19 protein-coding genes are annotated in these 24,574 nt (G+C 49.5%); 9 read left to right on the top strand and 10 right to left on the bottom strand.

Annotated features, from left to right (window positions below; genetic code table 11):
• Positions 1-550: 550 nt before the first annotated feature.
• From K5658_RS04060 to K5658_RS04030, 7 genes are all read right to left on the bottom strand, one after another.
• Positions 551-2,521 carry a primase-helicase family protein gene (locus tag K5658_RS04060; protein WP_221065703.1) on the bottom strand — a complete coding sequence of 657 codons (1,971 nt, stop codon included), beginning with the start codon at positions 2,519-2,521 and terminating at the stop codon, positions 551-553.
• Positions 2,522-3,047: 526 nt separating this feature from the next.
• A complete protein-coding gene (locus K5658_RS04055) occupies positions 3,048-3,395 on the bottom strand; it encodes a hypothetical protein (RefSeq protein WP_221065702.1) in 348 nt (115 codons plus the stop codon).
• Positions 3,395-3,787 (bottom strand): helix-turn-helix transcriptional regulator, encoded by a 393-nt coding sequence (locus tag K5658_RS04050; protein WP_221065701.1) that lies wholly within the window; start codon positions 3,785-3,787, stop codon positions 3,395-3,397. The genes K5658_RS04055 and K5658_RS04050 overlap by 1 nt, the downstream gene beginning before the upstream one ends.
• A 704-nt stretch (positions 3,788-4,491) precedes the next feature.
• Positions 4,492-5,733 (bottom strand): tyrosine-type recombinase/integrase, encoded by a 1,242-nt coding sequence (locus K5658_RS04045; RefSeq protein ID WP_221065700.1) that lies wholly within the window; start codon positions 5,731-5,733, stop codon positions 4,492-4,494.
• 429 nt (positions 5,734-6,162) lie between these two features.
• Complete coding sequence (locus K5658_RS24145; protein ID WP_425515944.1) at positions 6,163-6,657, bottom strand: tyrosine-type recombinase/integrase; 495 nt, start codon at positions 6,655-6,657, stop codon at positions 6,163-6,165.
• Positions 6,658-6,774: 117 nt separating this feature from the next.
• A complete protein-coding gene (locus K5658_RS04035) occupies positions 6,775-7,206 on the bottom strand; it encodes a helix-turn-helix domain-containing protein (protein ID WP_221065698.1) in 432 nt (143 codons plus the stop codon).
• Positions 7,207-7,334: 128 nt separating this feature from the next.
• Entirely contained in the window at positions 7,335-8,531 is a 1,197-nt protein-coding gene (locus tag K5658_RS04030) for a transposase (protein ID WP_221063161.1), read from the bottom strand.
• A 940-nt stretch (positions 8,532-9,471) separates the two neighbouring features.
• Between K5658_RS04030 and K5658_RS04025 the strand changes: the two genes are divergently transcribed.
• The 8 genes from K5658_RS04025 to K5658_RS03990 all read left to right on the top strand — a co-directional run bounded on the left by K5658_RS04025 (position 9,472) and on the right by K5658_RS03990 (position 21,658).
• Positions 9,472-11,739 (top strand): ATP-dependent nuclease, encoded by a 2,268-nt coding sequence (locus K5658_RS04025; RefSeq protein ID WP_281425931.1) that lies wholly within the window; start codon positions 9,472-9,474, stop codon positions 11,737-11,739.
• Entirely contained in the window at positions 11,736-13,667 is a 1,932-nt protein-coding gene (locus K5658_RS04020; RefSeq protein WP_221065696.1) for a UvrD-helicase domain-containing protein, read from the top strand. The genes K5658_RS04025 and K5658_RS04020 overlap by 4 nt, the downstream gene beginning before the upstream one ends.
• A gap of 301 nt (positions 13,668-13,968) precedes the next feature.
• A complete protein-coding gene (locus K5658_RS04015) occupies positions 13,969-15,555 on the top strand; it encodes a hypothetical protein (RefSeq protein ID WP_221065695.1) in 1,587 nt (528 codons plus the stop codon).
• A 9-nt stretch (positions 15,556-15,564) separates the two neighbouring features.
• A complete protein-coding gene (locus K5658_RS04010) occupies positions 15,565-18,405 on the top strand; it encodes a helicase-related protein (RefSeq protein WP_221065694.1) in 2,841 nt (946 codons plus the stop codon).
• Between the two features lie 138 nt (positions 18,406-18,543).
• Positions 18,544-19,257 carry a lysozyme inhibitor LprI family protein gene (locus K5658_RS04005; RefSeq protein ID WP_221065693.1) on the top strand — a complete coding sequence of 238 codons (714 nt, stop codon included), beginning with the start codon at positions 18,544-18,546 and terminating at the stop codon, positions 19,255-19,257.
• Between the two features lie 604 nt (positions 19,258-19,861).
• Positions 19,862-20,146: a hypothetical protein gene (locus K5658_RS04000; protein WP_221065692.1), complete on the top strand. Its 285-nt coding sequence runs from the start codon at positions 19,862-19,864 to the stop codon at positions 20,144-20,146.
• A gap of 46 nt (positions 20,147-20,192) precedes the next feature.
• A protein-coding gene (locus tag K5658_RS03995; RefSeq protein WP_221065691.1) for an IS3 family transposase occupies positions 20,193-21,325 on the top strand; the annotation gives its coding sequence in 2 pieces (ribosomal slippage) (positions 20,193-20,442 and positions 20,442-21,325; 1,134 coding nt in all).
• A 117-nt stretch (positions 21,326-21,442) separates the two neighbouring features.
• On the top strand, positions 21,443-21,658 hold the full coding sequence (locus tag K5658_RS03990; RefSeq protein WP_221065690.1) for a hypothetical protein: 216 nt from the start codon (positions 21,443-21,445) through the stop codon (positions 21,656-21,658).
• A 222-nt stretch (positions 21,659-21,880) separates the two neighbouring features.
• On the opposite strand, the gene K5658_RS03985 is transcribed toward K5658_RS03990, so the two are convergent.
• The 3 genes from K5658_RS03985 to K5658_RS03975 form a co-directional block, all read right to left on the bottom strand.
• Positions 21,881-22,522 (bottom strand): hypothetical protein, encoded by a 642-nt coding sequence (locus K5658_RS03985; RefSeq protein ID WP_221065689.1) that lies wholly within the window; start codon positions 22,520-22,522, stop codon positions 21,881-21,883.
• 558 nt (positions 22,523-23,080) lie between these two features.
• Positions 23,081-23,509: a hypothetical protein gene (locus K5658_RS03980; protein WP_221065688.1), complete on the bottom strand. Its 429-nt coding sequence runs from the start codon at positions 23,507-23,509 to the stop codon at positions 23,081-23,083.
• 136 nt (positions 23,510-23,645) lie between these two features.
• The gene (locus tag K5658_RS03975) at positions 23,646-23,795 is read right to left on the bottom strand and encodes a hypothetical protein (RefSeq protein WP_221065687.1); all 150 of its coding nucleotides are present in this window, start codon (positions 23,793-23,795) and stop codon (positions 23,646-23,648) included.
• On the opposite strand from K5658_RS03975, the gene K5658_RS03970 reads away from it, so the two are divergent.
• On the top strand, positions 23,794-24,366 hold the full coding sequence (locus K5658_RS03970) for an ATPase (RefSeq protein ID WP_221065686.1): 573 nt from the start codon (positions 23,794-23,796) through the stop codon (positions 24,364-24,366). The genes K5658_RS03975 and K5658_RS03970 overlap by 2 nt on opposite strands.
• Positions 24,367-24,574 lie beyond the last annotated feature (208 nt).

Genomic DNA, 24,574 nt, shown 5'->3' with positions numbered 1-24,574 from the left:
GGCTATCCACCGGATTCCCCGGATCGTGGAGCTATGGGCGTCTACGAGCGGCTAAGCGGTGGGGAAGCCTTGACCCGGCTCCGGTCCACCAGTCGCCGACCGTGAGGCCGATTGGCAACGCCGGAACCCAATTCACCCGGCACGGCTCAACCGAGCCAACCCCGAGTGTCGTCCTACCCCCTCAGCCGACGATGGTTGAACCGTCGTCCCCGTGGTCGGCCCGAAACGCCATTGAAGCCGGAAGGGGTTCCGGGGTGCAGGGGTTCCAGCCCATTTTTTGCTTTATTCCCCATTGATGCTCGCCGACGAGAAATGAAAACGTTGCTCCGCCGAACTGCGTTTAGCCCTGCACCCCGGAACCCCTCTGCACCCCACTTTCATTGACTCTACTTAATTCAATTATAAATCAATAGCTTATATTGAAAAAGGGAATGGCTAAGAGGGGTTCCGGGCTGGGGTTCAGGGTGGGGTTCCAACCCACCAGACTGCGGGAAAATTGCCGGAACAGTGAGAACAGGTGGCTTTTCCCGGTTCCGGCCTTACCGCGTCCTCAGTCAAACAGCGGGTCGGCGTATTCCTCCCTCTCCCGGTTGTACTGGTTTTTCAGGTCCACCCCCGGCCTTTTCAACCAAGCGTCGGTGTCGCGGGTTATCCAAAACCAGCGGCTCTTGTTGGCCGTTTTGTCCGTCTTCACCTTCTTCGGATACTTCTTGCACCCGGCCCGCTCCATGGCGTACAGAACTTGATTGCCCACAAAGCGAATCCCTTGGTCTTGCAGGTAGTGTTCGACCTCCTTCAATTCCACCAGGGCGTATTGGAACGGGCCATCCCCGGCGTCCAGGGCTTCCCTCACCTCCCTATCCACCCGGCTGGCGCTGCGGTCGATCATTTCTTCTTTGGCCCTGCTGGTTGGTGCCCGCCCCTTGGGGTTGAACGTGGGGCTGATAGGGTTTTGCAGGAACCAGGCGTAAAGCTGCTCGTGGTATTGCTGCTTGGATTCCTTGGGGTTATCAACGGCGATACCGTTCACCCTGATTTTTCCATCATACTCGTCGTGCAAGGCGGAATACGCCCCGGTGGCTTCATATTCCAGGGTTTCCGCCTTGGTGCGGGGGCACTTCCTTACGTCAACCCGCCGGTCGTTCGCGTCCAGGATCAAAGCCCGTGAGTCGTTAGAATTGATAATCAGGTTCGCCGTCTTTTTGACCTTCACCACGGGGAGCCCTTTTTCCTCCAACCCGTAATAGTCCGGGGGGATAGTGATAACTTCCTTGAGTTGGTTGTAAATCTTGACCTTATCCCCATCCCCGGCGTCCAGTTCAGAGCAAACGATCAGTTCGCTTTGCAGGTATCCATTGAAGCGGTTCGCCAATACCTGGGCGTTGGGCTGTTGATAATTGCCGCGCCCGAGTATGTTCAGGATGGGCGTGAGCAAGGTATCCCGGCCCACCCCTTGCACTTCCGCCACCATCAGCAGGGCGAAGTTGATTTTGGTGCCCCGGAACGCCACCACGCAGGTCAGGAAGTCCAAAACGGCCTGGGCGTCTTCCGGGTCCGGGTACATCCATCTCAGGTGGGCAAGCCAGCGGTCGGCAATGTCCGGCCTGAAGTCTTTCGCCGGTTTGATTTTCCCCGGCGTCCACAGGTTGAGAACCTTGGTGGCGTCCTCGTTCACCGGGTCCGGGATGAACGTGGTATCCCGTGGCGGCATAACCCCGGAATCCATCAGCATCCGCGCCGAAGTCGGCAAGGCTTCGCCGCCCTCGACCCTCCGGTTCCACGGCAACCCCATCGGCAAATAGGTGGTGTTGATGACCTTATTCAGTTCCGGGCTTTTAAGCAGTATGGTGTGGACCGGATGCTTAACCACGTCCAAATGGGTGGCGTTCAAGGGCTCGATACCCACCCAAACCCGGTGCTTTAGGTCGTAATACTTGTGGCTCGTTTGGTCGTAAACCATCCGATAGGCCAATACTTTCAGGTAATTCTCACGGGATTCCATTTTCAGGTCCAGCGCCGCCACGTCCACCTTTTTCCCGGCCATCCACAGCCGTAGGTCGTGGAAGTGACGGTGCTCGCAATGGCCGTGATGGCAACGGAACCTCATGCCGACACCATAAGCCGCCCCGGTTTTCGCCCGGTCGGAGTGTTCCTCCCACCAAGGGCAAAGAATGTCGATCCAGCCGTGGTCGTTGAGACCATTCCCGGTGACAACGCCAAGGTCGGATAAGGCTTCAAGATAGGCGTCCTTTTCAGGTATCTTGGGAGCCTCCTTTTTGGTCCCGGATAGGTACGCATCGAAAGCTTCGGCCAGTTCTTCCAGGGTATACCGGGCTTGCGGATTCCAGAGTTCGGCGGTGACTACATGGCCTTTACCGTTGGGGCCGCCGTTGACCCCGCCGGGGAGCCGGAAATAATGGATAGAGGTTTTCGACCCCGGATCGCTAAACCCGGAATCTCTAATACCTTTTAGGAGGTTATTGAACTTGGCGAGGTCCTTGCCTTCAACCGGGGGGAGCAAAAGGTATCCAACCTGATAGTTGCCCGGAGAAGTCTCGATTTTCCAGGTGGGTATAAGGGACGGCAAATCCTTTTTGATTTTGGTTCCCACGTCATCCAGAACCAGGGCGAACCGCCGGTAGGCGTCCTTATTCGTCCGGCTGGAAGAACCCCGTTTCTGGGTGGCGATGGAGAAATATTGGTTGCAGCGAGAATTGAATTCCGGCAGGGTGTCGAGTGTGTACGCCCGCCCTTTCCAATTTCCTTCCTCTTTTGGGTTTCCCCGGAACTGCGTAATCCAAATTTCCTCCACAGCCGAGTCTATATCCCGGAAAACCGTTTTAAGGAATTCCTCTTGGGCCAAAATAATGGTATTATTGCCATTGGATTCGTCAAGCAAATCCGCATTATCTTCAGCCGCCGTAGCCGGGCGGCTTTCTTTTGTGCTGGTCATATTGATTCCTTGGTTGAAAGTGCCGTGGACGGCTTCCCGTCCGCGCTATGGGGTTCCCTGGTAGGGCAATACCGGGGAACCCTGGATCGTGTCGCTACGGGCATTCTGAGATGCGTCTGCGGCCCCACGGATTGCGCTTCCCCCGGTTCTCTTCCGCCACCAACTGGACGGCCTGCTTGACTGTGGTTTTCCGGGGGTTCCGAAACCCGATACCTTCGAGGGCGAGCATAACCTTGGTGTAATCGGTGTCGCTGATGAAGTGGCCCCACCTTCCGGCCCTGTGGTCGTCCACGCAAACCATGCCAAACCCCGAATCCTTGTAAAACCACAATCCGCCGATGGCCAACCGGATGGCTTCCACGGTATTGGTCAACGTCCCGAGGATTCGCCCTTTGGCATCCCGGTCAAAATCAAGGGCCATAAATATCCTCTCGGCGTCCATCACGATGCCTCCTGTATCCGGTCGATGAAGGCGAGAACTTCCGCCAGCTTCCACCCGTCAACGCCTTCCGGCGTCGCCACCTTTTTAGGGAATTCAGGACGGGTGACGAAAAGCTTGGTTTCCCAAAGGGTTAAACCAAATAGGATAACCAAGTCGGTGATGTAGACGATTCCTTCCCGACGGGCTTCCGGTTCCGTGTAAACCGTTCCTTGTTTCCTGGCGAGATATGCCAATACCTCGGCCAGCTTCCAGCCCGAAACATTGGAGGCAAGCCGTACCTTTTTGGGAAACGAACGGATGCTATAAAGGTTTGGCGGGCACTTGCCAAGCATCTTGGCCGCTTCCTCGCCCCGGAGTATCCGGTATGGATGATTCAGGTATTCATTGATCATTTAGGCCACAACTCGATAAGTCGTAAAAACCCAAGTAACTTGGGGTTGCCTTCCCGGTGAAAGCATTCTCCCGGATTGGTAAGGGTGGATTATGGCCCACCGAGTTTCCGAGAGGAACTCCAATAAGTATCTATTTAATTCCTTTCGCACATACCTCCCCCTTGCCTTTGAAGCTTGTTGATGAAAGCCGCGAGTTATGGCAATATTCAACCGACAATAGGCGAGCGCCCACTTTTGCTTGAAAAGCTCCCATCGCCCCAGCGGAGTTAATCCGTAAACTCAAGGCAATAGAAACCCATGCCGGGTATCTGATGATTTCCCGGAGGCAAAAATGTATCTGGGCTGTTTTGAGGGGAAAGTTATTTTGCTCGAAAGGTTGTGTTCGATACCTGCCATGCCAAGAATGGGGTATTGACTATAACCCGGAAAATTTTTCAAAAACAATACCCTATTTTTCCCTGAAAATTCAAAAAGATAGACGCTTCCACGCAATAGGTACCCAACGCGCCTTGTCGGACAGGCAGGTTCAGGGAAGAATTGACAGCCAGGACGCGAGCCGCCGTGCTGGCACTGTAGCGCCCGCTGGCGTTCGCCGGGGTGGTCCTGGTGGGGGTAATAGGGGGAAGCCCCGGAGCGTGGAGCTACGGGCGTCTACGAATGAGGATGGGAAGACCTTCCCCGGCGTCCGGGTCCGGCTGGACGGCCTAAGCCGCCAACAACAAGGCGTCCCCGAACTGCTTGTCCCATAGCTTCAACGCGGCCCGGATTTCCTCCTTGTAGTCGTGCCGCTGGTAGGTCGCCACCAGCTTGTTCGTTGGCGCGTGGGCCAACACCCGCTCGATGACGTGGGGGAGGACACCGAGCCCGGCCATCCCGGTGGCGACCGAGCGCCTGAGGTCGTGGGTGCGGAAGTCCTCGATGCCGTGTTGCTTGGCGAACCGCCGCACCGCCTGGGAAATGGAATCGCCGGGAACGGCCCTTCCGGTCCTGCCCGCGAAGACGTACCCGGTGTGGAGGGTCAAGGGCCGCATCTCGTCGAGGATTCCTTGGGCCAAGCCGCCGAGATGAAAGCTATGGGCCTGCCTGGACTTCATCCGGGCGGCGGGGATGTTCCAAGTGTCGCCGTCTATCTCGTCCCACCGCATCCCGGCCACCTCGTTGCGGCGGGCGGCGGTGAGGATCAACATGCGGATGGCGCACGCCACCGACTGGTCCATCTTGGATTTGCCGACCCGTTCCCATAACTCCACGAGTTCCGGGAGTTCGAGGGTCCGGGTCCTCGGCTCGCATAGCGAGGTGCCGATGGTCGCCGTGGTGATGCTGCTGGCCGGGTTGTCGGGCCTATGCCCGTGGTCCACCGCGAACTGGAACATCCTCTGGGTGATGGAAAGCGCCTGCCGGGATTCCTCCCGTGCCCTCGTCGCCGCCCCCTGGAGGATTTTGACCAACATGGGCCGGGTCACGTCCTTGACCGGCACGTCGGCCAAGTCCTGGGCGAGGTAGGCGTCCCAACGGTGCCGGTTCTGGCTGACGGTCTTCTCCGTGGGCAACCGCCGGGTCTTCGGGCTGGGCACCTGCCGGTAATGCTGGAACCACGCCTCGAAAACCTCCCGGACGGTCAACTCGGCGGCGGGCTGAACCTGTGGGCGCTGCCGTTCCCGGTAGGGATTCTTCCCCTCCTGGGTGAGGGCCAACCGCTTCTGGTGTTCTTCCCTGGCCTGCCTGAGGATGTCGGCCACGGCCTTGGGGTCGGTGGAAGTGATCCGGGCCAAGGTCTGGTCGGTCTTCTTCCCGTTGACGACCAACCGGGAGACGAGAGCCTTGGTCCCGCTGGGCTGGATGACCAAGTGGAGGCGCGGCACCGAGTCCGAAATACGCCGGACGGTTTCGCCGGGCTTGGCCCTGAGGATCGACGAGGGAGTGAGGGACGGGTTCTGTTTGGCCATGGCTTTTGGGAGTTGGAATCGCTAACTAGCCAAAATATAAGCGATTCCGGCCCAAAGGAGAGACCGCCCCAAGGCAAAAACCGGGCCTGGATTCTTACCCTCATTTTCACCCTCTTGCCACCCTCTGCTTACCTCCACGGGGAAGCCGGTTGCCCCGTGGCCCGGAAGGTGGGAAAATGGCCCAAGCTATTGTTTTCAAATGGCCTTGTACCTGGAACGACTTATGCTAGTCGAACCCGACTCCCAAACTCCTAAGGGGAAGGTCGTACGTTCGAATCGTATTCGGGGCACCATTCAAATCAACGATTTGCGCCGCCTTTCGCGGCGTTCTTCGTTCCCATCGTGCCCGGATCGTGACACGATCATGATCTGGTCCATAGGTTTCCCGCACTTGGTCGGGGCTGACATGGGCGTATTTTTCGGTCGTCTTCACCGCACTATGCCCCAAGGCATCCCGGATTTCCTCCAAATCCGCCCGCCCCTCGACATGAACACGGCGGCGCTGTGCCGCTGGTCATGCTGCCGGAAATTTTTGATCCCCGCCCATCGCAAGGCCGTCTTGAAGCTCCGCCGGACGCACTTGATCCGCTCACCATCGGCGTTGCAGAACACCCAAGGCGAATCCGGGCACCGTTCCGCCCGGTAGCTCGCCCTGGATAGTATCGCGGCCCGCGCCGCCGCGTTGAGCGGCACCATCCGCCGTTTCCCCGCCTTGGTGTGATGGCCTTCCAGGATGAATTGGTTCGCCCGGAGGTCAACCCTGTGGAGCGACAGATAGCCTGATAATCCCCGGAAGAGCCCGGACGAGCGCGGAAGTAGCCGGATCAACAACTTAGCGAGCTGGTCGGCGCGGCTTGCGACACATAGATTTCCGCCAAGCGGATCCGCCGCGCCACATAATTTGATAACGCCGCCGGGGGGCATTGGCAGCATTCAAGGGGCATGTAAGGCCGCTTAATAACACACTTCGCGGCCCGCTGTCAGTGAACTAATTCTCTATCTCGCCACCTGTGCGGCTTGGCACAATCCCGGCCCAATCCCTCACCCTGCCTTTCGGCGAAGCTCGGCCACTTCTCGCTTGAGTTCCCTCATCTGTTCGATTTTCTCAATCTCGACCTGAATCTCATCTAGCCCTTTCTCGTCGTCTATTTGGTCCACCAGCAGCTTCAACATCGCCTTGCGTCGCGCCAGGGGATCCTCGGGCGTCGGCTCGGGTAGTGGCGGCGGTTCCGGCTGCACCTGGGGCGGCTCCTGCACCATCATCCCTTCGCCAGTTAGAAGCCAGACGGAATTTACGTCTGTATGTTTCGCCATTGACGTAAGAATTTTGGCTGAGGCATCGCTACGCCCAGCTTCGATATCCCCGAGATAGCTTCGGCTGACGCCTATTAAATCCGCAAGCTTTTGTTGTGAAAGCTTTTTTGCTTTTCGCCATTCGGCTATGCGCCCGCCTGACGTAATTTCCGTTGACATTGACGTAATTCCCGTCTAAATTTCTCCCCATGATTGACACTGACAATATCAATATGACCCAGCCCACTCAAGACGTGATGGCCTTGATTAAGGAGAGGGGCTTTTCCCTCTTACAGGTGTAGGTTTATTCATACCGCCCCCGTGAGGATCGCCACGGTTGCCCCTGGGGTTGGGATTGGCACCGATGGCCAGGGTTCTGGGCGGGCCTTCCCCACCGGCAAGGCGCGGCGCTCGAAGAGGGCGGCCAGGATCAGGGAACGGCCATGGCGGAAAATCCCCACCAGCCGCCAGCGGTGGGCCTGTTGGCGGGGAGAGCCCGGAATGGCCGGGAAGGTGGCGGCGGCCATTCCGGCCTCGGCCTCCCCGCCCACCGAGAGCAGCCACCAGGTGGCGATGGCGATCGCCAACCAGAGGCGCTCCGCCCGCTCGGGATCGTCCATGCGGGTGTTCTGCCATTGCCAGCCGCCGCCCTTGATTTTCTTGAAGCTTTGCTCGATCCAACCGCGCAATCCGTACCAGCAGGCGTTGGCGGCTTCCGGCGGCAGGTCCGTCAGGACGAGCCAGGGGTCCTTGTGGCCTTCCCCCCAATAGGCCAACAGGGTGCAGTCCAGGCGGGTCCGCTTGCCGCCGAACGCCGTCCCCCGGCCTTGCCAGCGGTCGCCCACCTTCGGCACCAGGCGGGTGAACGGCCGCCAGTGCCGCCATCCCCGGGGGCGGAAGGTGCCGCCCGAGTTCACCCGCAGCATCGGGTGCCAGCCCAGCGCTTGGATCCCCTCGAACAGCCACTTGGCGTACAGCCCCCGGTCCGCCAGCACCAGGACGGTCCACGACGCGGGCGCGACGTCCTTAAAATGCCTCAGCAAGGCCAGCCATTCGGGCTTCCACGGATGCTTCCGTTCCGCCCTCAGCACCTTCCAGGCCACCGGCACCGCGCAGCCCCGGTAAAGTACGCTGACCGCCAGGACCACGAACCGCTGCCCCAGGCTCGTCGCGTCCAAGGCGACCGCCAACTGGTTTCCATCCCAGCCCTCCAAAACCCAGCCCAGCCAGGGGGCCCGGCACGCCTCCACGTCGAGTTCGCGGCGCTCCTTCCCGGCCTTGGCCTCCTTCCCACGGTAGACGTCGCGCAGGCGCTCCCGCACCGCGTCGCCCTTCTGCCCCAGCCGACACGACCACCAGTCGGTCAGCGCCGAAAGGCTGCAAGCGCCGACCACGACCATGCCCAGGCTCCACAGGGCCAAGCCCATCGCCATCGGCTTCGAAAGGCCGGGAAAGTGGATGGCGATCTCCCGGTTCCATTGGTACAGTTCTGGAGGGCGAGGCATGGCGGTTCCTCCGGTACAGGGTGTTTGTCGTTACTCACCAATGTACCTTAACCCTTTGTCTCGCCTCCGGTTTTTTCAAAAACCTACACTTGTAAGAGCTCATGGTGGCCTACCGAAGAACCTGCACGAGCCAAGCTGAATTTGAAGCTGGTCAGTCCCTGCCGGAGCAAGTCACTCAATGGTGCGAGAAATGGTTGAACGGCGGCCAGTGGCGGCAACTCGAAAATGATGCTGATGCCGCTTACGTACCTACCGGTGATGAGTTGACTCCAGCCCCTGCTTGAATGATTTTTCTACAAAAGTCAAGAGAACTAGTTCCCTATCCATCACCAGTACTCAGCCGCTAGACTTCCGGCTCAGGGATACAAGGGAAACTTGTGTCCATCATTCAGCATCGCAAGGCTAGTCAAGTTGCATCAGGCAACAACACTAGCCATTCTTCCGCGCAAACATCGGTAATCACTACATCGCTCAATGCCATGATTCGCTCAGGCCATGACGTTGGTGTTCGCCTATTCGGTCGTTCTTCTGTTGAAAGCCATGTGGTGGCCGCTTACGGGACATTTGCATTCGATCAAGGCCGACACAACCTGTAGCATTTCTGAAAATTAAGGCGCATCATGCGCCATCATTGCTTTTTAGCGTTTCAGTCAAATTGGCGGCTTCCGTAACCAATACGAAGGAAAACAAGATGGCGTGAGGACGCCCCAAATCAGAAGACGCAAAGGTCATGAATGGCTGTGGTGCCAATCTCGAATTTGAAGCTCAGCTATTCCTGGCCGCCGACAAACTGCGCGGCAACTTGGAGCCTTCCGACTACAAGCACGCGGCTTTGCTCGCTGATAATTGAATTTGTCATGCTTGGCAAGAAATGCTTTTGAGATAGCTTAGATATTAAAAACGACTATTTGATTCTGGTTGTTATTCTTATGGAGGGGGTATGTATTTATATTCTTATAGACTTAAGAATTATCGGAGATTGCGCGATGTCTATATTGAACTCGCTAAGGATATATCTATCTTTGTTGGTTCGAATAATAGTGGAAAAACATCTGCCACGCATGCAATCCAAGCATTCCTTTCTGGTTCAAAAGATAGATTCTCTCTTTTTGATTTCAGCTCTCATGTTTGGAAATTGCTCAATGCGATTGGCGAAAATACTCAAGAAAACGACGTTGATGTTCTTCTACCTTCTATCACGCTCGATTTGTGGTTCAAAGTATCTGAATCCGATCTTGGACTAGTGCTCCCAATACTACCGAGTACGGCTTGGCAAACTACAGAGGTTGGTATTCGCGTTGAGTTTGGAGCATCGAATTCACTAGAACTATTGCAGCGTTACCGAAAAGCTTTCGAAGAAGGAAAAAATCTCGCTGCAAAAATTACGGGAGGTGCTGGGAGCTATCTCCCCTGGCCAAAAAATTTAACTGATTATCTAGAAAAGGAGCTACAGCATGAATTCGAGTTCCGTTATTTCGTGCTCAATCGTGCGTGCTTTAATGAAAGATTCGAACAAAATGCATCCTATGAACCAGATCTGATTACGACCGAACCTGGCGGAGGTGTTATTCTTAAATCATTGATGCAAGTCGATTTCTTAAGTGCACAGCGTCACCTCGCGGATTCTAGCGGACAAGGAGGTCGTGCTGAGAATCTCTCAAGAAGATTAAGTGCCTTTTACAAAAGAAATCTTGAACAGCGCGCAGATGATCACTCAACATTGAAAGCTCTTTTCGAATCTGAAGCTGAATTAAACCGGCATCTAATGGATGTATTTAAGGAAACTTTGCAAAGTATATCCAACCTTGGTTATCCGGGTCTTAATAATCCAAAGCTCGAAATTAAATCTGCCCTTAATCCAGTTACAGTAATGATTCAGGATACCAAGGTACATTATATTCTTGGAGAGGGTGAAGGAGCCGTTCATTTGCCAGACAACTACAACGGATTGGGCTTCAAGAATTTAATATATATGGTAGTGGAAATACTTGATCTTCATTCGAAATGGAAATTTGATGAAAATCGTCCTCCTTTACATCTCATTTTTATTGAAGAGCCCGAAGCTCATCTCCACGCTCAACTACAGCAAGTTTTTATTAGAAATGTTCTTGATTTAGTCCGTGTACCGGAGGAAGAGGATGGGGCATTTTTAAGTCAGTTCGTAATAACTACTCATTCTGCCCACATCTTATATGAACGTGGCTTTGTACCCATCCGCTACTTTCGGCGGCATATTACAGATGGAGATCAGACTACTCAGGTCTTAAACCTCTCAGGCTTTCAACCAGGTAATAATCCAAAAGATAGGGATTTCCTTCAACGCTATTTGAAGCTAACTCATTGCGACCTCTTCTTTGCTGATGCAGCAATTTTAGTAGAAGGCAATGTTGAGCGTCTTCTTCTTCCTCTTATGATTGAGAAAGAAGCACCATCGCTCCGTTCAGTTTGTCTTTGTATTTTAGAAGTCAGTGGGGCTTTTGGCCATCGCTTCAAAGAACTTATTGAATTTTTAGGTATTACCACACTTATAATCACAGATATTGATAGCGTCAGTGAAATAACAAAATCTGAGATGGAACTCGAAGATGAAGACGAAGAGAAAGAGATTCAAATTCCCTCTCCCCAAGAAGGAGGCGAACCTGAAATAAAATACGGCAAAACATGCCTTCCCTCACAAAAAGGTGCTGTAACTGCAAATCAAACACTAATTCAGTGGCTTCCTAAACTTCATAAAATTGAAGAGTTGTTTAATGCTACAGCGAGCGCGAAAGAGCAACAATTAAATGGCTCTTACGTGCGAGTTACTTATCAACTTCCGATAGCCGTAACCTGGAATGCTGAGACTATATCCCTCTGCGGACGAACCCTTGAAGAGGCTTTTGGTTTAGAGAATGCAGAATGGTGTCAAGCCACTAATCAAAAGTTACTTAACTTAATACTCAAAACGAGTCCAGCAACTCCACAGGCCTTGGCCGAAGGTCTTCACAAGAGAGTAACAAGAAAAAAATTTGATAAAACGAAGTTTGCATTAGGTGTTCTAACACGTAAAGATGGAGAATGGGTAGTCCCCCTTTATATTAGAGAAGGCTTGATGTGGTTAAAGACTAAAGTCGATTTTGAAATTGATCAGGAGGCAGATGCGGTTGCTGATGCAACAGAGAAATGCGCTATATCGGCTATACCTCAAGAAACTGAGATCGCCGCATGAAGATGCGCCGCATTTTACAACCGGACACGCATGCGGATTTAACTCTTAAAGATATACTAGTTGCCCCTGAGAAAAAGAGTTTTGTGATGGTTGCTGGGGCGGGTTCTGGAAAGACAACTTCCCTAGTAAAGTCATTGGCATCCATAGTAACAGCCCATGGCGCGAAACTTACGAAGCATCGTCAACGTATCGCATGCATCACATATACAGAAATCGCAGCAAGCGAGATATGGGCAGATGTCAGTAATAATCCTTTAATATATGTTTCAACTATACATAGTTTTTTATGGATGTTGGTCCGCACGTTCCAGAATGATCTGAAGCAATGGGTTGAAGATCGGGTAGATGAAAAACTATTAGAGCTAAGAAATGAAGCTGCGAATTATGGGCTGCGTGTACAGCAAAAGACGCGAGAAAAAAATCTCAGAGAAATTGATCGCTATGAAGTTGTGAAGCATCAAATTAAAACGGTTCGTACTTTTAACTATAGTACTGGTAGCAATTATAGCAAAGGGTTACTAGGGCATGATGATGTCTTAAGAGTCGGGACACAACTTTTGACAGAGCGGCCATTACTACGGATGCTATTATCTCAACAGTTTCCCTTTCTATTCGTCGATGAGAGTCAAGATACTACTGCCGGTGTTGTGGAAGCACTCAAGGCTGTTGAATTGCAGATGAGAGAACGGTTTTGTCTTGGATTTTTTGGCGATCCAATGCAGCGTATATATATGACAGGAGTCGGTGACATTAAGCCCGAAGATGGCTGGTTAAGCATCCCAAAACATGAGAATTTTCGTTGTCCTACTCGGGTTTTAAATGTTGCCAATGCTATTCGAAATAGGTGCGACGATCTTGTTCAAACTCGCGGTCGTATGATCACTGTCAATGGACAACAACAAGCAGTAAAAGGATCCGCCCATATTTTTGTATTACCATCCGATCATAATAGGGATGAGTATCTTCGGCTTGTGAGAAAATGGATATCAATTAAAAATAATGACCCTATCTGGACGGAGGATGATGCGAACAAGTCTGTTAAGATACTTGTCATCGTGCATCGTATGGCAGCAGTGCGATTAGGGTTTTGCAATTTATACTCAGCAATGAATGATAAAGCACCCGAGTCTTTCAAGAGTGGATTCCTCGACGGTACAGCATGGCCTTTGCGACCATTCATTTCTTTTGTAATTCCACTAAGCAACGCTGTTAAGCGGAATGATGAATTTGCAGCTATCTCTTTACTCCGACTACACTGCCCTCTACTTGCTAAGGAAGCTTTACAAGGTAAAAACCTTGCGCAACTTCTACTTGGCTTAAGAAACTCTACCTTCAAGATTGAAGGAATGTTAAGAGCAGACTCAGGGGCAACTAATCGAGATGTTCTTAATTTCCTCCGTGATAATGAATTATTGATATTAGATCAGCGATTGCTTCCCTACCTCGACGAAAGCCTTCCATTAGGCGAGGTTCAAGGCGAGTCAGATCATGAGGTTGAAACCAGTAAAGAAATGGCAGCAATGGAAGTCTTTCTTAACTGTCAAGCTTCAGAGTTTTGGGGTTATAAGTATTATGTAGACAACCTGTCTCCATTTTCTACCCAACAAGGAATCAAAGGTGCTGAATTTGAACGAGTTATGGTCATATTAGATGATGAAGAAGGAACTCATAGCCAATTCTCATATGATAAGTATTTAGGCATTAAGGAACTATCTAAAATAGATCAAAAGAACATTGATGATGGCAAGGAAACTGTAATTGATAGAACAGGACGACTATTTTATGTTTGCTGCACACGAGCACTAACCGATCTTGCGGTAGTCCTTTTTTCTTCAACTCCAGAAAAAGCCCTTACATGCGTCCAAAATATGAGCATTTTTCCACAAGAGGATATCCTGATACTCAAGGATATCACATCTTTAAGCTAGGCTAGTAACCTGAATTTTTGGATTCAAAGCCGATAATATTTTCCGGGTTCTCATTCAGAACTAGCCAAATCGTTTTGGAAGCATTGAAGGCAGCAATTGCAGATACATTGAAAATGAAAAGAAAGCTCGGCCACTATGCCGTGATTTGGAAGGATGGAAAGGCAGTATCCGTAGGTAGCGATGAACTACAAGAGGAAAGTAATAGAGCAGCATAAAACAGCGCAAATATTCGGGTAGGTATTTTAGCGGGTCTATAGACTAGGAAATTTAAAAGCCAAACAGGTAACAAGTTTTAATACTAATGGATCAACAGCCAACTTTGAAAAACATAGAGGTGAATGCTCTAATACAAGAATTACTATTGAAATGTAATCGCCTCGCCGATCAAAATCGCATGAATGACGGCCTTTCCTTGCTTCAAGAATTTACTGCTGCGCATGGAGAGCATCCAGTGATTCTCAGGGCTATGGCTAGAACTTACATGCTTTTAGGACAGCCTCAGGTAGCGGCAGAACTGCTTAAGCAGGTATTAGGAATAATAGGGGGTGACAAAAAATCATCAGGCAGCCCTACCAAGCTTGATATGAAAAAAAAGCCGATTCAGGCTGAACTAAACCATACGCATCAAATAGATCATATTTCAGAAGTTGATGTTGAAATTATTGAGAATGTGCAAAGCGAAATACGTCTTGGCAGAAAATATTACAATAACGAGGATGCAGAAAATCTTACTTCGGACGGTTCGAGCTTAGATGATTCAGAGATTATAGCTGAACATTTTGATGTTGAAGATGAAACAGAACAATCACCATTTATTTCGACCGATACTACTCAAAGCAGTGAGTCCGAAATATCTTATGAAATTATAGGTGCCCAGTCTAGCGATCAAAAAGATAAGGTATTGACACAAGAAGCTCTTAAAGAACCCTCTGGGTCATTAGTTGATGCATATAATCGCTGTAGCAACGATTTAAGCTATGAAGAAAATGAATCCGAGAAAGAAGAGCTATATTCTAATGAAGAGCTTGAAGATGCCGAGGATGTAATAGATGCAAGTTGGCTTGAAGAATACATTTTAGAAGAAGCGTCTAGCACTGTAAAAGCCAGCAATGAATATCTATGGGAACAGTTTGAGCCAATTGGGTCAGATTTTGATGAATATATTTCATCTTCGGATTTTCTTGACGTAAGAAGTGACTCCAAGCTTTCAAAAATTGAACGCGCCCATCAGATTGCCATACAGGTAGGCTTGGAATATGGGTGGGATGAGGTAGGAATTCAATTGCTGACTAAGGTTTTCTACCGTTATTGGTGGTCAGCTACTCAAGTATCTATGCGACGGGAATTGGCATCTGGTCTGGTGCCTATAGAACTAGATTTAGCCGAGCAAGCCAGGGAAATATGGTATCAATATCCTGAATTTTCAGAAGAATATAGATGGCCTGGAGAGATGATACAGAAATATCGATATTTACCTTGGCCTAGCGCGTTAGCATTGATCCGAAGTTTTGGCGGCTATCCAGAGATTGAAGAGGTTGAAAAGTTGCTAATCGATATTTATGAACATTGGCGTGATTGCATGTTGTTCATGGATAAATTCCCGTCATTCAGATTTTATTTAGATTATCGACTTGGAAGAAGCCGTGATAGTCTGCAAGAAGCACCTTGGGTGGACTTTGAATTCAATGATTATCTTGATTACTGCGGAGAGCTACATGATGGCTCAGACTCAGGAACGCTTCATGAGCGAATTATACAGGAAAAGCTATTAAGCTTTGGCATTGATATTGAAACCAAGGCCATAAACAGGGTAAGACTTGTTAAATACGTAGATAAAGAGCAAACATCTAATAAGGAACTAAAAAAGCCTAGAACTAAGCAAAGATAGGCTCGTACTATGAGCAAACTGCTAATTCCGATAAAGAGCTGCATAGTGAAACTTGAGGGCTATACTGGCTTGGGAGAGATAATATCAACAAAAGCGGTAGATTCCGAAAAGTTTGAAGCTCACATTCGATGGTTTACAGGCAACGGTCCTGAGTGGGTATCTATTGACAAATTGAAGTCCGGTTTCCAATTGGGAATGGAAGTTCAAGATGTTCCTCGCTCTAGAAGCCGTAATAGCTTAGGCGAGGGCACGGTATTGGAAAGCCGCACGATTGGCGGCAGGGACCAGGTACTCGTAGAGTTTTCTGAATCAGGCCAGAGAATATGGATTCCATTTCAGAATCTACGCTTCATCAAAGGTGTTCGCCATCGTTTTGAAGCCGGACAATTCGGCAAAAATGGAAATGCTGAGAGTTTTCGACTAAAAACCCTGGCTTATGCCTTGGAAATGTGGAATGAAAATACTGGCGCACTATCCAAGTTGGATATTGATCCGCTCCCACATCAAATACATCTGGTTCATCATATTCTAAAGTCTGGCAATCTAAATTGGTTGATAGCCGATGACGTTGGATTAGGTAAAACTATTGAAGTTGGAATGTTGCTATCTGCATTACGCCAAAGACGTTCCTTCCGCCGTATTCTCTTGATTACGCCAGCAGGACTGGTAAAGCAGTGGAAGGAGGAAATGCACCATAAATTTGGGTTAAGTGATTTTTTAATTTATGGGCTAGATTTTACAATCAATGATGTTCGAGACTGGAAGCATTATGACTGCGTTATTGGCTCGCTAGACCTGCTAAAGACGGCTCCGCATTTTGACAAGTTAATGCAGGCGGATTACTGGGATATTATAGTGTTTGATGAGGCGCATCGTTTGAGTCGCGCCCAATATGGCCTTACCTATAGTGCTAGCGAACGATTTCGTCTTGCAGCTCAACTGAGAAAGCGCACAGATTCCATTCTCCTGCTATCTGCGACTCCTCATCAAGGTAAACAAGATAAGTTTCAAGCTTTACTAGAGATCATTCGCCCAGAATGGCGTAACCATATAGAAACGCTTTCTTTAAATCCAGAACTTCTAAGGGAGATGGTTATCCGTAATCATAAATCCGACGTAACTGATGCTAAAGGTGAGTTCATATTCAGAGGCAAAATTACCAAGGCAGTCGAAGTTCCTCTAGGCCAAGAGGAAAAGGATTTCGATGCCATTCTTCAAAGGTATCTCACAGAAGGATATGCCGCTGGACGAATAACCAAAGGAGCTTCTGGTCGCGCCATTGGCTTTGTAATGACTATTTACAGGAAGCTTGCAGCTTCCAGTATAGCTGCAATCGAAAAAGCCTTGATTCGACGACTACATAAGCTCAAAAGGCAAGCTGAGCAAGCTGTATTTGTTCAAATTTCGGAGGAAGAAGTAGATGAGCGATTTTTTGGCGAATGGGAAGAGGCTTTCTCTGTAGATTCGGAAAAAGAGTTTTTCGATGGTGAGTTGCAGCTATTGAAGGAAGTTATTGAGCGTGCGCAAGCTTTATTGATGGTGGATCGGAAGATTCGCATATTCATTGATCAACTGATTGAATCAGTTCTACATAATAGTCCAGATGAGAAAATTCTAGTATTTTCAGAATATCGAGGTACTCAAGATTATGTCGCAACCGCACTGAGGGAGCGATTTGGTTTTGAATCAGTTGTTTTGATCCACGGTGGAATGAATCATAAAGAACGTGCGCAAGCAATCGAGAAATTTGAGGAAGCTAGCCAATTTTTGATTTCTACAGAAGCTGGCGGTGAAGGAATTAACCTTCAACGGCATTGCCATATTATGGTGAACTTTGATCTCCCTTGGAATCCCATGCGACTTGTTCAGCGGGTAGGTCGTCTTTACCGATATGGTCAAATGAAACCTGTAGTGGTCTTTAATGTTCATGCGCCACAAACCCTTGATGCTGAGATTATGACTTTAATGTATCAGCGTATTCAGCAAGTAGTAAAAGATATGGCCATCCTTGGTGGTGACTTTCGAGATGGATTAGAGGATGAAATTTTAGGTGAAATTGCTGATTTACTAGAGGTCGAAGATATTTTAGAAAGAGCAACGAAAAGCGGGATTAACCATACTATTGAAGACATTAAAGAGGCGGTTGATAAAGCCCGTAACGCTGTTGAGAAGCAACGGGAGTTATTTGAGTATTTTGCTGGATACGACCCCAATGAAACTAAGGACGAAATTAAGCTTAGCCAGGATCACCTACGTGCCTTCGTGCAGGGCATGATGCGAGAACTGAATATTGAGTTAATACAAACGCGTCATCAAGATTCTGTTTGGGACCTGAGGATACCCGAGCAGTTAAGAGAACATTTGAATATGGGGGCAAAACAGCGGCTTAGCGTTACTTTTAGCAGGGAATTAGCAGTCCGACGTAGTGAATATCAGATGATGGATTTTGATTCCCCTCTATTACGATATATGCTCTATACTGCTAAAAGCTATGATTTTGATGGTCTTACAGCAAAAATTGCTGGGCTACCGGGGCAGGCTATTGTGACGGCTATACTTCGTTGGCAAAATGACCAAGGAGCGAGGATGAGACAAGAATACATTGCGGCATTAGTTTATTCAGACCCAGCAAGAGAAGCAGAGACAAACCCTCGTGAGTTAATAAGCTGGTTGTTGCAGCCTCTCACCGAAACACCGGCCATTTTGATAAATCGTGAAACCGCGAAAGAATTACGAAAGAAAGCATACGAAGCTTTTGATCGACGGCTTTCTGTGATCAGTAATGCTGATTTACATCCAGAGAGCAGGCAGATGATCAATGCTGCATGGATTTATCCGCAAATACTCTAACATGTAACATTGCCTTCAATGCCATGAAAAGATGGGCTTAAATGTAAGCCGCTTTAGTTTTGAAGTGCAGATTTCTAGTTGCATTCTTGCGTTTAGGAATACCTGACCAAGTTCAAGAAAATTAAAATGGCCTGAAGCATGAGCAAGAGTCAAAGCATTTTAGCTGTAGCAATAACAATTATGCTTGCCAATACTTCGATTGCCGCTAGTTTTGATTGCGTAAAAGCAGGCACCCAGGTTGAAAAGCTAATCTGCAATCATTCGCAATTATCGGCACTTGATGAGCAACTTTCCGAGATTTACCGTACCAACTTGGCAAAATCAGGTAACTCGGCTTCGCTTACTCAAGATCAGCGTAGTTGGCTAAAGACTCAACGGAATAGCTGTGCAAATATCGACTGCTTAAAGCAAGCCTACACGCAAAGAATAGGCGTATTGAATTCAGTTAGCCCTGAGCCTGCAAAGTCGTTATCCGGCAAAACTCCTGACATGGGTTCCACTGGCATCGAAGAGACCGCCCTTAGGATAATGTTCAGGAACATGCAAACATACGTCAAGAACAATCAGGTTGACCAATTGGCCGATCTAGCAAGTTATCCTTTCAACTTCAATACCAACAAGATTATCGAAGCGAAGAACAAAGCTGAGTTTGTCAGATACTACAATCGCTTGATCAACGAAGAATTTAAGCGATTCATGGCAACTTTTCCATACGAGCAGGTTGAATCGGTAGGAAGCAAAGGCTTAATGCTTGGCAATGGTCAAGTATGGATTATTGGTGATTGTGTAGATCAAGCCTGCATGAAAATAGTGCCTAAACTTCAGGCTTTCAATTTAATTATGAACAATTAGAGTCAGTACTTTCTAGTTGAAATACTCATAAAGTACTCTAAGGCTTAATGGCTTTCAAAGCCCCCCATGCGGGTGCACGAAATCGATTCTGCAACGAAGGATCAATCAAGCTTCCAGAGTACGCTTCCCTTTCCTAACTCTCTCATGCTCACCAGGAACTGCCTTGTTGAGCAGTCCTAAGGTTCCGCCTACAAAAATGCCCCTGTTTATTAGGGGTTCCGCTTTTGTCACCTCTTCCGAACAGTGTAGTACGCCGTCAAATCCCATGTGGCGTTAACGCCTACTCTCGCCATTACCTATAAGTTCTTACTCAGAGAGCTTCGACCTTCCCCCCTTTTTACTGAAGGCTGCACTTGATAGCGGCTCCGACTTACTGCACCCAGTTGTATGTAAAAAGTTGGATTCTTCTGCCTACAACAATGCTATCCATTTGTCAATGGCTCCTCAAAAATCAGCCGCTTTTTTTAATGCCCTTGAAAAACGGCTGAAAAAAACCGTTTTTCACCCTTTATATAAAATGGGTCCACTGCATGCAGCTATCCGCAACCGGCTTGTTTGGGCTTAATCATTCCTGATGATCGGAAGATTAATAAGAGGTGTTTATATGTCAACTGCTAAATATGATAACAACCCCAACCTTGGAATCGTGGAGCTTCAACCGGAATCCAATGAAGGTGATGGTGTGAAGAATGAGGAAAAGGAGAAAATCAACGTAAAAAATAACCCGTTCCTACGGCAACAAGCAATCAGCTTGATGACTTCAAAAATGACAGAATCGGATCAGGTTAAGTTGCAACGAATTCGTAAAAAAATCAAAAATATACGAAGAAGCCTTTTTCGGTCGGAAAGAGGTGGCCTCGGAAATCTGAACAGTCGGCTAAGTGGATAAACTGCTCCCCGACGGCGTGGGCAACGCCGATGGACTGGAGCATACGATGAGCAAACGACCACGCCGCAACCATTCGGCGAGTTTCAAGGCCAAAGTGGCCCTGGCGGCCCTGCGGGGCGAGAAGACCCTGGCCGAGTTGGCACAGGAATTCGATATCCATCCGACCCAGATCGGCGAGTGGCGGAGCCAGCTTTTGGAGCGGGCCGCCAGCGTGTTCGGTGGCGAGGAGGGCAAGAAGGACCCCGTCGTGGACCTTAGAGCCCTGCACGCCAAGATCGGCCAACAGGCACTGGAGATCGATTTTTTATCCGGCGCGCTCAGCAAGGCCGGAAAGCTGAGCGCAAAGCGATGATCGACCGGGACCATGATGTTTCCCTGACCCGGCAGGCGGAATTGCTCGGCATCAGCCGGGGCAGCGCCTACTACGCGCCCAAGCCGGTGCCGGACTCCGACCTGGCGCTGATGCGGCGGATCGACGAATTGCACCTAGAACACCCCTTCATGGGAGCCCGGCTGTTGCGGGACATGCTGCGCCGCGAAGGCTTCCGTGCCGGTCGGCGGCATATCTCCACGCTGATGCGGAAGATGGGCATCGAGGCGCTTTACCGGCGTCCCAAGACCAGCCAGAAGCATCCGGCCCACAAGGTCTACCCCTATCTGCTGCGCGGCCTGACCATCGACCAGCCCAACAGGGTCTGGGCCTTGGACATAACCTACATCCCGATGGCCCGGGGCTTCGTCTACCTGTGCGTGGTCCTCGACTGGGCCAGCCGCAAGGTCCTGGCCCATCGGGTGTCGATCTGCATGGATGCCAGTTTCTGCGTCGAGGCCCTGGAGGAGGCGCTGCGCCGCTACGGCCCGCCGGATATCGTCAACACCGACCAAGGCTCCCAGTTCACCAGCGGGGAGTTCATCGAGGTGCTGACCGACCGGGACATCCGCATCAGCATGGACGGCAAGGGCGCCTGGCGCGACAACGTCTTCGTCGAGCGCCTCTGGCGGACGGTGAAGTACGAGGAGGTCTACCTCAAAGCCTATGGCTCGGTCCGCGAGGCCCGCGAATCCATCGGGCGATACCTGGACTTCTACAATACCCGGCGGCCCCATTCGAGCCTGGACAGCCAAACCCCGGATGAGGTCTACTTCAAATCCCAACCGGCCCTTCCCAAGGCCGCTTAACCCAGCAGGGTATCCACTTATCCCGGCTTAAATCCTGTTCAAACAACCGGAGCCACCTCTGAACTCTTGGATCTTGATGCTGTTGTCAAAAGTTATATTACATACCAATTCAAACGTTTGAAAAATCAGGAAATCGCTGCCGATACTGAAATCAAACTGTCTGGTAAGATTTATGGCTACCCTACCGATGTGTTGCTTTTCATGTCGAAAATCACGGATGACAAGATTCAGCGGGTGGTATGGGGAATGGTTTGCAACGACGAGACTTATCCTTCCCTTGAAAAGGCCGAAGAGGCTTTGGCATTTGTGCTCAACAGGATGATGGTTAAATAATCGATACCTACAGCAAGGGAGTATGCTGGGTTTTTTCTCAATGGGCCGATTTGGCTTGTGCTTACTAAGTGAGCCTCACTGCACTTAAGTCACTAGCTAGATCGGCCCACTATTATTAGCTTTCATAAAAACCAAAAAAGTGCGAACGCTTGAGCTTTGAGCTTTAATTTAATGACCACCAACTATAGGTAACACATCCTAGCTAGAATATTTGTGAAGTAATCAATGTTTATTCAGCGATGGAGTCCTATGTAAAGCCCAAACAGAAACACGCACTCTATTTCCCAACGAAGGATCGACCAAGTATCCTGCATAAGCTTCCTTCGTAAAGCTCTCAGGCTCACCACGAGCTTCTGCCTTGAATAGCTCTAACACCTCATCAACAGAAAAGCCTGAGTTAATCACTCTTTCTGCATTGCTCATAAAATCAAACCTTATTCCTTCGCCACTACCAATCAGATAATAGACCGTCGAACATTCTGCCAAGTCAAAGCCTTTCTCGCGACAGTGCGGCAAGAGCTTGTTTGTATACACGGATTCAAAGGCTTCCCTTTCATCACCAACTACCGTTGCATAATGCAGCTCAATTTGTTGGTCGAACTCTGGTAGTTTGTCGAACAAAAAGCATGAATTGATATTCAGTTCAAACGTACTTGGTGGATAGCCATAGTTGATGACCTGCAACAGGTCGAGCAGAACACGTAGAAATTCCTCGCTTTCTGAGTCGTAGAACTTGTATGCTCCTGTATCTAAATCTTTGTCAGTGACATATTCTGACTCCTGCATATAAGCCATATTCATTAACTCGTTAATGCCAGCTTGTACTTGCGCCAAGGTATCGGTGAATCTCTTGCTGATTTTCATGGTAATCTCCAAGTGAGTTTTACATTTTGGGAATAAGGCAAACGCTGGGCAAGCGAGATTGACGACCATGCTTGGGCATGATGCGGTGACGCATTGCTAGGGAAAATAGTTGGGTGAATTGCTTAGACTAGGCTTTAGATAAATCGCGAATTCGCTGGTATAAGCAAGCGTTGTTTGCCATCGCTCCGTCTAATAGCAAGCAAGTCAAGGCTTATTATCAGCGTGAATTAGCCACGCTCTCCTGGTGGCTAACCGAAGACTCGGAACGAGCCAAAGCTGAATATTTGAAGCATGTCAGCACCAACGGAGTTACTCTCCGTCTGATGCGAAAGATGGTTGGACGGAGGGCAATGGCGACAACTGGAAAAGCCATAAATGAGTACTACGGCTACTTTCTGTTTTGAGTATTTGAAGGCAACCATTTAAGCAACATGGCGTAGAAAGTATCTGGCGCAACTGGTTCCGTGATCACATCATTCATGCCTGCTTCCATGCAGGCTAGGCTTGAACGAAGTAGAAGTAGTTAAGCCGGGTTCTTTTGCAAGAACCGACGCTTCGTTAATGACACTTGGGGTGGGAATGGATGTCGTCTGCGGCGATCACCTTGGCGTCTGCCATGGTGAGCTGGACACAAAGGTGGCTGCCCGGATGGTAGTAAATTCCGTATTGCGTGTTGCCGCTCTCGAAAGAATCGACATTTTTGAAGCCACGCTCGGTCATGGTGTCGATGGCGCCAATCGAGTTCTTACCGGCAAGATCCTTGTATTTCGGGGTTGGCGTGGACTTGGCGTGACTTGGCGTACCAAATCCCGCCTTCGCATTTTCCGCCTTCGTCTTGTTGATATCGCAACCTTGCGCTTCGGTGACCTGTGTGCACCCTGACCGCTCCAGCATCTTGCGGTATTCCTTATTGATAGCATGTGCGTTGAAACTCATGACCGCACAGGCTGCGACCATGATTGCAAGTGAAAACTTGATCTTACTCATTGCTTTGCTCCGCTGAATAGATTGATTTGGACTTAAACCAGAAAGCCGCAACCTCAATTGAGGCAATACTACTGTGCAAGCATTTTAGCAGCTCAGCTTGTGCGCGGTATTCCGCTACCCGTGATAGAGCAAGCGTTCATTCGGAATTGATGCTGAGCGCGTCGTTGACGGCGACAACGGCAATGACGAGTTGCAGAACGAGTTCGAGCAGTGGCGGCGTCAGCGTGAATTTGCGGCGCAAAAGCCCTCCAATGTCTTCGATGGCTCTATAATCTTTGGTTATCATGGCTACTTGTTGGATTATCGCTGGACCAAACGGAGCGGGTAAAACTACCTTCGCTCTTGAGTATTTACCAGAAATTGCAAAGTGCCTTAATTTCGTAAATGCTGATTTAATTGCTGCTGGCCTGTCGCCTTTTGCACCAGAGCAATCTATGTTGGCAGCAAGCCGTATTTTCTTGGATCGAGTAGAAAGCAGTATTCATAGAAATGAGAGCTTTGCTTTTGAAACAACGCTTTCAGGCAGAACTTATTTGAGCTTAATCGATAAGCTAAAGGCGCAGAGTTGGGCTGTAGAGCTAATCTATCTAGCATTGCCGAGTTTGGAAATGTCTAAGCTGCGAGTTGCGGAAAGAGTGGCTCATGGTGGTCACAATATTCCACTCAAGGATTTAGAGCGACGTTTTTCTCGAAGCTTACACAATCTCTTGAACTGGTATTCATTCAAAGTTGATCGTTGTATCTGTTATATGAATGATGGAGAAGCTCCCCAGTTGATTTTTGAGCAAACGCAAAATATTCGCAACGTTATTCATGAGTTTAATTATCAAGTCATATCAGCGAACGCGATACCATGAACACTCCTTCAGATGAAAGCCTAGTGATCTTGGAGAGCCTAAAGAAAGCCGTTCACAAGGCGTTAGACCAAAAGAAACGCTTAGGTCACTACGCTGTGGTTTGGAAAGATAACAAGCCTATGCTTATTGGAGAGGATGCGCCTCAGGTCGAGGGCAAGGCCACAGAGAAATAGAAGCCTTTATTCAATTTTGCGGGTACATCTATTGC

Origin of the sequence: Methylomagnum ishizawai (genome assembly GCF_019670005.1) — a bacterium.
GTDB classification, from domain to species: domain Bacteria; phylum Pseudomonadota; class Gammaproteobacteria; order Methylococcales; family Methylococcaceae; genus Methylomagnum; species Methylomagnum ishizawai.
Note: the sequence above shows the minus strand (reverse complement) of the source record. Positions and strands in the feature narration are given on the sequence as shown.